9 protein-coding genes are annotated in these 14,306 nt (G+C 39.3%); all 9 read right to left on the bottom strand.

Annotated features, from left to right (window positions below; translation table 11 throughout):
• Nucleotides 1-139: 139 nt before the first annotated feature.
• On the bottom strand, nucleotides 140-1,171 hold the full coding sequence (locus tag ACHFIZ_RS05500; RefSeq protein ID WP_410883664.1) for a PKD domain-containing protein: 1,032 nt from the start codon (nucleotides 1,169-1,171) through the stop codon (nucleotides 140-142).
• A gap of 47 nt (nucleotides 1,172-1,218) precedes the next feature.
• A complete protein-coding gene (locus ACHFIZ_RS05505; RefSeq protein WP_410883666.1) occupies nucleotides 1,219-2,697 on the bottom strand; it encodes a hypothetical protein in 1,479 nt (492 codons plus the stop codon).
• A gap of 58 nt (nucleotides 2,698-2,755) precedes the next feature.
• Nucleotides 2,756-4,540: a DUF4983 domain-containing protein gene (locus tag ACHFIZ_RS05510; protein ID WP_410883668.1), complete on the bottom strand. Its 1,785-nt coding sequence runs from the start codon at nucleotides 4,538-4,540 to the stop codon at nucleotides 2,756-2,758.
• Between the two features lie 50 nt (nucleotides 4,541-4,590).
• The gene (locus ACHFIZ_RS05515) at nucleotides 4,591-6,204 is read right to left on the bottom strand and encodes a DUF5008 domain-containing protein (protein ID WP_410883670.1); all 1,614 of its coding nucleotides are present in this window, start codon (nucleotides 6,202-6,204) and stop codon (nucleotides 4,591-4,593) included.
• Between the two features lie 83 nt (nucleotides 6,205-6,287).
• Complete coding sequence (locus ACHFIZ_RS05520) at nucleotides 6,288-7,088, bottom strand: hypothetical protein (RefSeq protein ID WP_410883672.1); 801 nt, start codon at nucleotides 7,086-7,088, stop codon at nucleotides 6,288-6,290.
• 19 nt (nucleotides 7,089-7,107) lie between these two features.
• A complete protein-coding gene (locus ACHFIZ_RS05525) occupies nucleotides 7,108-8,727 on the bottom strand; it encodes a RagB/SusD family nutrient uptake outer membrane protein (protein WP_410883674.1) in 1,620 nt (539 codons plus the stop codon).
• A 24-nt stretch (nucleotides 8,728-8,751) separates the two neighbouring features.
• Nucleotides 8,752-11,898, bottom strand: coding sequence for a SusC/RagA family TonB-linked outer membrane protein (locus tag ACHFIZ_RS05530; RefSeq protein WP_410883676.1), 3,147 nt, complete (start codon nucleotides 11,896-11,898; stop codon nucleotides 8,752-8,754).
• 25 nt (nucleotides 11,899-11,923) lie between these two features.
• The gene (locus ACHFIZ_RS05535; protein ID WP_410883678.1) at nucleotides 11,924-13,036 is read right to left on the bottom strand and encodes a DUF5007 domain-containing protein; all 1,113 of its coding nucleotides are present in this window, start codon (nucleotides 13,034-13,036) and stop codon (nucleotides 11,924-11,926) included.
• Between the two features lie 29 nt (nucleotides 13,037-13,065).
• On the bottom strand, nucleotides 13,066-14,292 hold the full coding sequence (locus tag ACHFIZ_RS05540; protein ID WP_410883680.1) for an ATP/GTP-binding protein: 1,227 nt from the start codon (nucleotides 14,290-14,292) through the stop codon (nucleotides 13,066-13,068).
• Nucleotides 14,293-14,306 lie beyond the last annotated feature (14 nt).

A 14,306-nucleotide genomic window follows, 5' to 3' on the forward strand; every position in this document is an offset into this window, starting at 1 on the left:
GAATATTTTAATAATATGCAAAATTAAGCAAATTATATGCCATCGGGAGCTAAAATCGCTTGAGTACCCAATTTATTACATTATCCCAAAAAAAAGGCGGCTTTTTAAAGCCGCCTTGCAAGTTTTCTAAGGGAAATTTCTATCTGAACAATCTAATCTCAGAAGCCTGAAAGTTAGAGCTTCCTGACATTGAAGTTATTCTCCATCTGTAAAATACAAATGGTTTAGGTTCTGCAATAGTGAAGTAAAACAACTTTTTGAATTGGTTACCAGCTTGGGCATAAAATGTACTTGTCTGGGTTCTTGAATCCAGAACAGTCCATATATTATCATCATTGGAACCTTCCATTGTCCAGATTTTTGGATCTCTTGTTTCCGAATCGTTCGCAGATCCAATCGCGTAGATCTTTACAGTCTGAGCTGAAGCATATTGAAATTTAAATGTAAGCGGTAAAGGTGGACCCCCAAGAAAGATCTTAGTTTCCAAATTATTGTCAACCAATTTCGCCGCATTTTCATTTGTATTACTGTTGTTCGTCGAAGGAGTAAATGAAGTATAATTTTGAGTGATATTTGCCGCGATTCCTTCGGGAGTAACAAATTTCGAAAGGTTAATAACAGAGCCATTCTCAGTTACAACACGTACACTAAATGAATTAAATGATCCTGCATTGTAAGTTCTCACCGGCTCCATCGAGCTGGATTGCACATTTGGCGTAACATCAGAGAAGGTCCACGTAATCGTCTTTATTTTAGCCTTTACAGTTATCCCAAATTTCACTTGGTTTAACACTCCTGTCTTCACCACTGTAACTTTGCCTACGCTATCAGCAACAATATTAATGTCGACCAGTTTCCTGGTAGCAGCACCAGTAGAAGAAAACGCTTTCAAATCAACCTGGAATTTACCGGTGGTTAAATATACATGATTAGGTGAAGCTAGTGTACTTAACGTATCATCGCCAAATCTCCATTCCAGCCTTTCGTAGTTGGAAGATAAATTCTTAAAACTATAGGAAAAACCATCATCTGGATCCTTAGTGACCTCAAAATTCGCTAATGGATTAACAACAGGTCCTTCATCTTCGATACTCAAAAGACGGTCCTTTTCGCAGGAGAAGAGCGCTCCCGCTAAAAGAAGTAATGCTAGTGGTCTGAAAAATCTTTTCATCTCCTTGTGGTGGTTATGGTTTGTTTGGGTATTATTCTGAATCGTAATTAGCTTTTTCTGGTGAAGATCCAGCCTTTTACATCATAAGTAGCTCTATTCATGAAGAACTTAAATATATGCCTTCCTTTCTTAAGACTAACTGTGGTGTAGTTAGGCTGTTGATCTCCATAAGCACCTGGAGTTTTTTTAGCAGACAACAACGGAGTGATAGCTACCCCGTCGAAGAAAATGGTATAACGACCTTCATCACCAGCGGAGCCGATAATTGAATTAAGCTCATAAGTTCCATCAGCTTCCACATTGACAGTATAAGTCAACCATTCGCCATCACCAGTCCATCCAACAGCAACACGAGGAATATTATTAGCTATATCAACCTGATCGTTAGGACGGAATCCAGTAGCACCATCTTTACCGCCATTGTCATGGAATGCCACACCCTCTCCACCAAGATCGTAAATTGCCGCAGGAATCAATTCCGAGGCTTGGTCAATAGTTCCCGAGATTACAAAAGGAGTACCAGTGTAAGGACGAACTAAAGTAGTTTCGTTACCAATGTATGGCCTAGAAAGATTATTACCATCAATAATGACAACAATAGACTTTTTGGTAGCGCTGGTTTGATACTTTGTTGGATTGGTAAGTGTCAAACCCAATAACCATTTTTTATCAGTAAGCGCCATTAACTGCGAGAAATTAGTGCTCAATACTATACTAGTTGTATTTTTAGATAGATCAAATGTAACCTTACCGATTCCAACTGCAAACCTGTCACTAGGTAAAATTGCAGCATTAGTAACACCACCACTTGTAATAAGCGCTTGTGATGCAGCTGCATCTTTCGTTACATCAACTGTGAAGGTTGGCCCAGCAATACCCGATAATGAAATCGGCAAAGTAATTGTGAGATCCTGGGATCCAAGGACAAAGTTATTGTTGTCCGGAACTAATAATGTACTTGCTGCGAAACCAATGTAATGTACTGCATCAGCTGCGATCGCTTCAGCCGTTTTTATGGTAATTATACCGACACTTTTGCCTTGAGCAATAGTATTACCTTTTGCAGGACTTGTCATCTTCAGAGCAAGAGCAACTGTTTTACCATAATTTACCTCAAGGAAAGACCGACTAACAACAAGGTTAAATGTTGTTTTTGTAACTCCAATTGGAACGTTAAGTACCGTAGGTATAGAGAATGAGCCTGTGCTGATTGGCACAGTACCAGTGGCCAAAGTTCCAGCAGTAACCAATTGAGCAACGGTATCAGCATTCGCTGTAAGCTGAACTGTAAAAGCTCTGGTGGTGGCAGTAGAAAAATCAACAGTAACGGGAACAGTTAATTCTCCACCTGTTAAGGTAAAAGTACTTCCCGTACCAATTTCAGTCTTCGTAGCGAGAGAAATTGCTACATTATCAAACTGTTCTTTTGACAACACGTCAGCAAGTTTTTCTTTCTCACATGACATGAATAAAGATGCACCAGTTGCAAGAAGGCAAAAGTGCAATAGCGTAAAAACTTTTTTCATATACAAGATTATAAATAGTTTGTGTAAGCGGAGTCATTTTCAGGCTCCGCTGAATGCTTTAATTTGAAATCCAAACTTTACCGTCCAAAGCCCAAGACTCTTGACGAGGAATATTAAACCAACTAATAATTTGCGCAGGTAAGTCAGAGTTCTTTGGAACAAGATTTCCTAGAGCAGTTACAGTTGGTGAGCAAAGAAGGTCAGTGAATGATTCCCATGCGTAGGTACCCTGCAAAGTCATGTTAGCTTCAAATGGTCCCAAGTCTTTCATCGAAGATCCTGATCCTTCGTTCAAATGCCAGTATCCAACTAGGAAATCATAATAAGGATGACTTGAATCCATAGTAGGATCACATGCATACTGTTTGACAACGGCGTCAGGTAACGCGACTTTCCATATTTTCAATTCAGCCAGGCTAATATTGATATTACCAAAATCTCCATCGATTTCTCCTGGGCTGTATCCAACACGCACAGGTGCATTATTGTCAAAGTTCGGCTGACCATCTAATCTTACTTCAGTTGCGGAAGGCGTCGCCGAGGACCCACCATTTCTATTTGTTGTTCCTAAAACACCGTCTGTGTAAACCCTCACATATTTGAATCCATCAGCTTTTTTCTCAATTACAACAGTTAGGTCATGCCAGGTGTCTCCACTGAAATCCAAACCACCAATTTCGGTTCCACCACCCCAATTTGGACCACCAGAAGCAAAGAAGCGCCAGCCGTTGTAAAATAACGAGAAATCCCAACCTGGGTTGCCTTCTCCCCATCCTGAATTCGCACGCTTACCAAGTATAGATGGCCATTGATAAAAATAGTCGCCACGAGACCTGTTCTTCGTGTATCCCTTTTTTACTTTTACGGAAACGCTAAAATTAGTATTCGATCCAAAGTTGAAATTGCCAGACTTATCAGCAGCAGTTATTCCAGCTGTTCTCTCTGGATCACCCTTATACCTTACGGCCGATCCGGCGAAAGAGTTTCCTAGGAATGGTTTCCCAACAAAAGTTGGCTTAAAACTTGGGTTGTAGATAACTGTAAAGACGTTAGCATTAGTGTTACTAAATACAGTTTTGTCGTCAAGATTCGCAGGAAGTGTAAACTTGCCACCACGGTTTGAAGTTATAATTACTAACCAGTTTTCTTTTGCATATGTGGGTCTAGCTTTGACAGCAGCAACCAATTCGCCTACTTTAGCGTCAAATGCATTAATGGCAGCCTTATATGGCGCAAAAGAGTTATCAAATCCTGATGCTTTACCAGCTGTCTGAACTCCAGTGAACTGTCCCAACACTAAAGCAGCTGTATCCGTTTTAAGAAACTCAACCATTCTTGTTTTGGTTGCATCATCATTTCCCGCGAAAGACTCTGAGATATCTGTACCTCCAGTCAATTTTGTTTTGAACACCTCAGAAGATGCAAAGCTTGCAATCCTAAGCTTAGGATTTGTAGCTTTGATTCTGGTAAAAATAGAAGGATATAGCGTCAGTTTGTTCCCGACGAAATCCTCAGAAATAACACCATGTTTTTCTTTCTTTACACCAGTAACCATGTCAGCCCAGTTGGTTGCATCAGTTTTCGTGGTGTCTGCTAATCCTGTCCATGTATATATCGAGTTACCAATAAGCGACTTAATATTTATGCTTTCTGCATCTCTAACAGAAGTTCCCCTCGCCCCATCAGCAATAATGTAAAGCACCTTTGGAACTTTATAATCAACATTAGTAGAAACCGGCGGTGCACCAGGAGTAACTTTATCGAAGTCACTTTTACACGACGTGGCAAATGTTGCTACAAAGAGAGATGCTCCAATATATGACTGGAATTTAAAATTTTTCATACTCTTTAGTTTATTTTTCAATTGGTTAGTTTTAAACAGATCTCTCATTATTACTCTATGGTTACTCTAATGATGTTGTTGTAAGGCTTATTATCAAAGATACTAAAGCTTCCCATCAAGATTAATGCGCGCTTTCCATCAACAGAAGTACTTTCTAAAACGTCATTAAGTTTCTGGGTAGATCCAAGAACGTTACCAATCGTATTGTAACCTGCCGCTAATGCACCAGTTTTATCAACAATAAGGAAACCATTTCTAGAAACTCCGTCGTAAATCTTAAAATCGCCACCAATAACCGACAAGCCATCACTAAGCTGTTTCACGTAATAAGGCTCGCCACCTTCAAACGCTTTCGGCGCAAAAGAGGCGTCAATTGAACCATCATAATTTAACTGCACCATATTACGGGAGGCCTTGCCATTAAATGACTTAAATCGACCAACGGCAACATACTTGTTAGTTGTGGCATTATAGCTGATAGATGCGATAAAATCATCTGCTCCTGCGCCTCCTGCGTTGAAGGTAGGATCAATCGTACCGTCAGCGTTTAATCTTATAATTCGTCCAACCGTTGCATCATCAAACTTAGCAAAGACACCATAACAGAGTATCTTTCCGTCTGTGTGCATAAGTGAAAATAATATCCCGTTTCCACCTGGCAAACTTTTGCCAAGAATGCCTTTATAACCCGGAGCGTTAGGCAAAAATCTCCATGTTTTATCTAGTGTACCATCAGGGTTAAATCTAACCAACTGTCTAACATCCACACTATCAATTACAGTACTGTCTTTGTAAGTATAACTAGGCTGATCATATCGGCGAGACAAATAAAAGTTGAAATCTCCTGTAGCAATAAGCTTACCACCAAAAGTGTAAAGGCTACGTATAACGCGATCGACTCCACCATTAAACTGAGAGACAAAAATAGCCTTCTTCAAGTAAGTTTCCTTTGAAACAGTATCAATGGTACCAGTACTGCTGATTTGTGTGATTTTACTTAATCCTCCGCTTCTTTGAGCATAACCTCCAAAGTCACCCGCGATATAGTACTTACCATTTAAGATCGTCATATCGTTAATAGTCCCCGTAGCACCAGCACCTGATTGCAAAGTCCTATCCCAAGTACCATCACTCAAAATTCTTGCAATGCGTCTGATGGGCTTAACAATTCCTTTGTTATCATAATTCTCAAAATCACCAAGCAACATGATATTATTGTCCGGCAATCTAAAACCTTTAACGACTGTACCGCTGGCACCTATAGTACTTTTCCAGGTCGGGTCAACTTTAACCCTACCGGTTACTGTAAAAGCAGGACCAAAAACAATTTGTTCATTAACAACAAAGGTAGTTACACCTGAACTTGCTTTTGGAGGCACTACAACTTCTATTCCAGCAGAAGTAACTTTCTTAATCACAGCGTCTTCGCCATTGAATTTGAATTTTAGATCTGCTCCAAAGCGTTCTAATCCTGTAGCAGCGATGGTTACAATCGTTCCTACTTCACCTGATTCAGGAACCGGAATTTGTTGTGAATTGGTGATGATCCCCAATGCTTCCTTGCCTCCATCATAAGGATTTTTGAAGTCCTTTCCCGCCTCCTTACACCCGCCGATCAATAATCCGGCGAACACAACTACTAAACTGGTATATTTAAATTTCATACTGTTTATATTTATTTATTAAAAACTAATGACAATTTTCAGAATTATACTACTAAATATATAAAAACCTGAACAACATCATCTTATCTACTTAAAAGAACCTCACGGTTAAAGTCATCATTAAACCCAAATATGTTAGCACCACGACTGGTCAGCACATCTCCAATTGCGAGACTCCCCATAATATTACCAATTCTAACAAAAGTTGTGATCGCCAATGCATGGACTACACCGTTACTAGGTTGAATGTCCGATGAAGCCACGGCGGCAGGAATAAACGACAATGGGTTTGATGGATCGGGCAAATAAGAAATAGACAGCTGTCTATACCCTGTATATTTAACATTGTTAGCGCTATTGTAGACAAGGCCAATATTAGCGAGGTCATTATTGTAACCAGTGTAGAAGCCTCCTGGAAAAAGGGGTTTAAGAAAGAAATCAAGCTGCGGATAATCTTTTAATACATTCTTTCCTTTAAACATGTAACGCATTAAGAACTTTCTCCAGGTTCCAGACGGTACATCAGCTAAAACTCTAATCGTATCCTTTCTGGCATCGAACAGGCGTTGATTTAACCCGTCACCCAAAAAATCAATATTTGTATTTACTAGTCCGATAGTTCGTCTGATCACTTCATCGGTAGGTGCAAAAAAAGTAATCTGTTCAGTGTTAAAAACATTTTCTAATCCAGCCAATTTAACGATCTGAGCAACGGTATCAAACTTAGGATTAGATTCTAAATACTGTAACATAGTACCCTTAAATTCGCCTTTTGCAGGCCCCCCATCTACAAAGTAGTCTTTGGAACATGAAGACACCATCATGGTCAGAAAAACTGAACATACAGCTATTGGTGTAAAATATTTCTTTATAAAATTTTTCATTTGGTTATATTCAATTAGATTAAAGACCGGTTCCTATCCAATATGAATTCAAGCTCATATACGGATTATTTGATAGTGCGGATGCATCGACTGGCCATGTCCAGCCACCTCTCCCAAATTTGTCTGATGTCAGTGGATTATCAGTGTACAATTTGTTAAGAATTCTTTTAGTACGAACAAGATCAAAATAATGACTTCCCTCACCCATCAATTCCTTTGCACGCTCCCAGAAGATGGCATCTTTTCTATTTCCATCAATTGCTCCAGCTCCAAAAAGCGGTGCCCTGGCACGTAGACGTATCATGTTCATCATTTTATCTGTACCAGCCGTGTTACCCAATTCCTCGTATGCTTCAGCGGCTAAAAGAATTGCATCCGAATACCTCATTATAAGGTAAGTATTATCCGGGTTAATATCCAGGTTAGGGTTATTTGCATCAACGAAAGTATTAACAGCAAATTTTTTCAGTTGAAAAGTCTCTGCATTCTGATCAAATGGAGCAGTAAACCAAGTTTGCAAACGTCCATCTTCTAGATCAGGATACAACTTTCTTAAATAATCTTCCGTAAATACAGAGAAACTATAGCGGTGTGTATATTCCGGCACTTTATATGGAAAGTGAATGAATGCATCACCGAATGGAGAATAGGCATTAGCTTGAGCAAAAGGATTATTTAAATCGGTGTTGTAGTTTAAGGTTCTGAATAATTCAAATAAACTCTCCTCCGAACGACCTTTAGCTACTGTAGACCATTCGTTAAGGTTAAGCAACCTGAAAGCACCGCTAGCTACAATTTCCTCACCCAAAGCAGCCGTCTCGGTGTAATACTTCATTTTTTGGGTTGGATCAAATCCAGCATTCCACATGTACATATTCATCAGTAGGCCAATAGCAGCACCACGAGTTGCCCTAACACCTCTAAGTGATGGATCGCCTATGGTCAATGGAAGATCATTTTTAGGTCCTCTTAAATCCTCAATACATTTATTGATTACCGAAACCATATTTTCTCTTGGAATTGGATCTTTCTGATATGGAGTGGTATAGTATACAACATCTCCATATAGTCTAACCATCTGGAAGTAACAAAAACAACGGATGAATTTAGCCTCCCCAATGTACCTCTTGGTCTGCTCAGCAGTAAGTGCAGGGATTCCTTCCTCTAGTTTACTGACTAAAATATTTGCTGCCTGGATTACACGGTAATAGGCATCCCAATTTGTCAAATCACGAAAGTTGTAACCTCCCCATTCACGATTATTGTCAATTGCATCTAAAAGAAGACGATCGTTGACAGTACTGATCGGGATATTCTGTTTACTAAGATTTCCCTGGGGATCAGGAGTCTGTCTGGTATGTCCACCTATTCTTCCTGTACCACGTCTTCCTTCGCCACCCTGTACTGCTGGAATTACCTCTCCAGACCGGAACTCACCTGTTGCACCAGCAAATGCCGTTGCGGTGTATTTATCGAATAGCTGCCCATACATATCGGTGATGTTACTTTCGACATCGTCGACATTCTGGTAAAAATTGTTACCTGTTAACCTATCAATTGGCGTAATACTCAGAAACTTTTTACAACCATATTGTGAAGCGCTTACCACAATCAATAAGCATATTATAATTTTTTTCATGTCTTCTGTTTTTCGTGACTTCAATTAAAATGTAACGTTAAAACCTAGTGTGAATGTTCTTGGATTCGGATAACCCGCTGAAAGATCTTTACCTAAGCTAGTTACGTTCTCTGGATTTGGACCCGAGTAAGGAGAGAATACCACTAGATTCGAGCTTGATACGAATGTACGAATGTTGTTCAATCCTATCCGCTTAACAAGCTTTTTGTCCAAACTATAGGAAAATGTAACCTGATTAATTTTAAAGTAGCTACCATTTTCTTGCCATAATGTTTGTTCGTATCTAAAGTTATTCATGTATACCTCATGTGCATAATTATAGGCATTAGCATATCTCGCATTAGAATCCCCAGGACCTTTCCAAATATTTAAATCTCCAGCTGGTGGAATTGAATTAGTATTGAATGGATCGCTTAACAATAATAAACGTTTAGCTAAGGCATTGTTTAATACGGAACGTTTTGCAGTAAAAGATGCGAAAATGTTCAATCCAAATTGTTTGTATTGGAAGTTATTAGTAAAACCACCTGTTATTAAAGGCTGAGTATTACCTGAAACCTGTCTGTCTCTTCTATCAATTATGTAGTCACCATTTGCATCAACAAATCTGGCATCACCACCTTGATAAGAGTTAAGGTAATTCCCTCCATCTTGGTTTCTCATACGAAGGCCTGTAACAGGATCGACAGGAACATCCGAAGTGCTACCGTAAACACCATTGTTTACGAACAAATAATTTGACAATGAATTTCTACCGGTTCTCAAAGCAATAAACTGAAGAATGTTATCTTGATTGATCTCGTTAATGTATTGTCCATTGTATTGATCAGGAATTCTTAACAACACATCTTGATTCCATGCACCGTTCAATGATATGGTCCATTGGAGTGGACTTTCTTTAGACAATGGGCGGCTAGTCAGTGCCAACTCATAACCATAATTGGCTAACGCCACCCCGTTGCTTTGATAAGTACTAAAGCCGAGTGTATTAGACAATACATTTGTAAACAATTCATTATCTACTTTTTTGTAATAAGTATCGAAGATCACATCCAATTTACCATCAAACACACCCACATCTACACCAAAATTATACTGAATAACATTTTTAGCTTTTAAATAAGGGTTTGGTATACGGAAAGTGTTGATACCTACACGTGGAGAATTGTTGTAAAAACCTGTCGGATTGTATTCACCGTAGATATCAGTCAAACTACCGTTTGGATAGATATTCTGACCCGCAGTCAACCTAATATCACCGTAGTTTAACCATTTTGAGTTCTTGAACCAATTTTCCTTATTGAAGTTCCACTTCAAACCGATCGAAGGGTTTTTAGAATATGGATCTAGCTGACCACTCGCAGATGAACCATCCAAACGGTAAGTTAAATCGACAACATATTTTTTCTTGTAATCATAGGTAAAAGCTGCAGCAATTGCAACGGTTTTCAAATCACGGAAAGTCTGCAAAACACCGCCACCTCTTGAGAAGTAACCGTCATATCCCAATGGACCTTCAAACTGATCATTTGGAGATCTCTCCAAACGGGTTGCTTCTTCCTGATTGTTTCTCACGTAAAGCTCAGAAAATAAGTTACCAAAGAAGTTATGACTGTCGTTGATAGATTTTACGTAAGAGATGTTGTTTCTATTATACAACGTAGACCCATAACCGCTGAAGTTATACACCTGTGCAAACTGGCTATTGGCAGCTGCTGGAAGGAACCTATCTTGAGTTTCTGTTACATAATCATAATTAACGGTAGTTCCTGCACTCATACTAGCATCCATCTGCGCATTGATATTTCTAGGACCACTACTTTCTCTAATTTGCAAGGTAGATAACACATCACTTGTCGCGAGTAAGAATGATGGACCAGGCAACAGCGAAGACCTATTTGCACTGTTGTCAACCACTTTCTGCAACACTCCGGTACCACTTCCTGACTTTACTTTACCAAGTGATCCTCTTACCTGACCAAAGAAACGTAATCTAGTGGAAGGCTTGAATTCCATATTCATACTTAAACTGTATCTCTCGAAACCAGTGTTCTCAATGATACCGCTCTGTGAAAAGTAGCCAACGTTAGTTTTGTAATTGAATTTCTCATTACCACCGTCTAAAGCAACGTTATGAGTTGTATTAAATCTATTGCCATAAAAAATATCTTGCCAGTCAGTTGAGTTGTTATAAAAAGCATTCAAACTATCCGCCAAAAAAGGCGTGTTGCTTATACGATATTTTTGCTCAAACTGGCCATATCGCTCAATTTGAGCAATCTTGAAATCACGTTCAGCTTTCCCACCGTATGTTGGACGTAAAGGTGGAACTGTCGAAACATAATATTGTGAGGTATATCTAACCTGAGGAATCTCAGATTTACCACGAACAGTCTGAATTAAAATAACACCATAAGCACCGCGTGAGCCATAAAGTGCAGTAGCAGTTGCATCTTTCAACACTTCGATACTTGCAATATCCTCTTGTGGAATTAATGATAATGGACTTACACCGGGACCTTGCTGATCGAAACCAAATTCAGAAGCTTTATCTGCATCCATCGGTACACCATCAATTACATATAAAGGTGATGTTGGTTGCAAATAAGCACTTTCACCCGTACCAGTTACAGAGATCGTAGAAAGACCACGAATGTTTGTACTTCCCCGCATACCGGGCGCACCAGTGTTGTTCTGAATATTTAAACCCGCAACTTTACCCTGAAGCAATTGCTCCACGTTACCTACTGGTACATCTTGTACTTCCTTACCGGATACTATATATGATGAACCAGTTGTAGTCTCCCGGGTTCTTTTGACATAACCCCTAATTACTACTTCTTCCGAAAGCTGATTCTTAGTTTCTTTCAGCCGAACGTTTTTTATTGCTTCACCAGGTTTCAATTTAATTGTTTGTGGATCGTAACTTACATAACTAAATGTTAAAGTAGCACCTTCATCAACAACAGCCGAATAGGCTCCATTTGCGTTAACGGTTGCAACAACCTTTAACGGTACTCCGGAGGAAACATATGCTCCAACCATAGGTTCGTTGGAAGCCGCATCCGTCACGGTTCCCCTAACGGTAATCTTCTTGGTTTGCGCCATCAAATCCTTGCATAGAAAAATGCAACTGAAAAAAATTGATAGCAGAATAATTTGTTTTCTCATTGTATTAATTTTTTATCGTTAGGATCTAATCGTTCGCAAATTTCGGGTTAACTGTTTTAAAGTGGAATACAATCTCCCAGTCGCCCTTCTCAAATATTTGGAAGTTGGTAGAAATCCTACCTGTTTCCCGCACATTATTAAAGCCAAGACGTGAGAAACTAAACTCAACATAAGCCTCACCACCTCCACCAGTACTCGTCGGACCACCAGCTGTGTACAGTGTAGGGATTCTCGCCAATGGGATTGGATAAGCGACATCATATTGAACGTAAGTAGTTGTCTTCACCATGTTAAATCCATGAACCAATTGATTCCATTTGGTATCACCGAACTTAACCGGATCAATTGCTACTGAATCCTTGTTCAAAAACTTAAACCTCAACGAGCTACCATTTGCACCGTCGCCAGTATACTTTCTGATATACATATACACTAAACCGGTATTTGTATTGTTTGCGCCCTGGAACTGAGTATTTGTTAATTCTCCTCTAATTATACCAGACAGATTAGGGAAATTAAAAATCCGCGCCTTTCCACCAGGAGTAGTAGTGTTAGGTGCACCAGTGATCGTATTGTAATCACGACTAGGTTCGTACGGTACATCTATCCTGGGCGTAAATTGTAAATTCTTGATAATCCTTGCACCACCGGAATTACTAATCTTAACATCAAAATATCTAATATTCTGAGGATAAATGATAGAATCAGCTGGCTTGAGCAGGTCTTTAGTGGCGGTATGCCACAACACAAAATCGCCAGAACTCCTCAACTCCACCATAGGGTGCGGCTCCAACTTTCTTTTAGCTTCAATTTCGGCTATACTTTTTTCTTTACCAGTGTACTCTGATGTCCAAACAAGTGTCGGTTTTACAGCTAACATATCACTAGCATCCCTTCCGTCTCCAAATCTTGGGTTAACAATTTCGAAAGTCATTGGGAAGCTGGAGTTGTCGGCGTTGAAAATACCGGTACGAACAGTTGTTCTACCCAATCTTGGATCGAAAGCCTTTACTGTAAAGTCTGCTCTTGAACTTAAATAATCTCTTTCCTCAGGTAGGTTAAATATTTTCCTACAACCAGAGAAAGCAACAACTGCAGTAAGCAGTATCAAGGCTTTATATTTAATTGCGTTTTGCATAATAGTCTTTTGGTTTAAAATCTCTGCGTTTAATCTAATTGCCTATAGTTCAATGACCATTCTGCCATTTGAAAAAGACCGTCACCGTGGTTAGTTAAAATCGTAAGCCTGTAGTAACCATAAGCTACTGTATTAGGAAAATCAAAAAGTTTAGTCTCAAAATAAGAACTAAAATCGATATCCTGGCGCGTATCTAACTGAACCCAATTGGTACCATTTAGCGAACCTTCCAATCTCCAGCTTTTAGGATCCCGTGGATGCGCATCATTTGCAGAGGTTAGCGTGTAAACGTTTGCAACAGCAGGACCTCCAAAAAACTTATAGGTGATTACCGTCGGATCATTACCCTGATCTGTAAACCTTGAAATAAATTTGGTTAATACGTTATTGTCAAATAACTTATCGATTCTTTCTCCTCCGGAAACTTGTCCATCTTGATAATTTCCCCGAAATGTAACGCTGTACGGTGGTGAAGCGGGTTTAGGAAGGGCAGAACTATACTTTGCTATATCATTGAAAATTAAGTTTGTTGGTGGTGGAATTAGAGTTAATCTTCTAACAAATTCATCAAAACCGAACACATGATCGGGTCTTAACAAGTGAATGATCCCATTTTTACTTTTTATGTTCACAGAACTAGTTGTAGTTTTGGACCAGTTAGGAACAAATACGCTACGTTTTGTATTGGCAAACTCAATAATTTCTGAACCACCATTTTGCCATCCCTGACCATCAGCATATAAGCGCTGACCGTGCATTGGATAACCATGGCGAACACTAAAGATTGTTTGACCATCTCCAACTGAGAAATCGCTTGATAGAAAACTTTTTCTGATTACATATCTAGAAACCATTGTGTCAATGTGAGCTAAGTCCGCCTTTGCTTTCGGTAAATCTTTAGGTAAAAGTGATAAGCCAGAAACGAGTTCCTTTAAATATACGGCCGGCTTATTTTGTGATTTACGAACTTGGTTCAAGTTCTTGATTGCAATTTGAAAACTTAAATTAGACGGCGCAAAAGTTGTGACAGTGCTGTCTTCCAATGTTTTCTGCAGACCCAATTTGTCAACTAGAAAAAGCAACGAGTCGTAAACACCCGGTTTACTTTTCAAATAAGCATAGGTAGTTAAGTTAGTAGTATTATCAACTGGCTTTCCATCTATATAACCATCTTCGGTTTTACATCCCACTTGAAACATTAGTGCAGGCAGCAAGGCCGCAACTAAAAATCTTGAATAAAAATTTGATTTTTTCATGTCTTTCTTTCCTT

Origin of the sequence: Pedobacter sp. JCM 36344, assembly GCF_046546555.1 — a bacterium.
Taxonomy (GTDB): Bacteria; Bacteroidota; Bacteroidia; order Sphingobacteriales; family Sphingobacteriaceae; genus Pedobacter.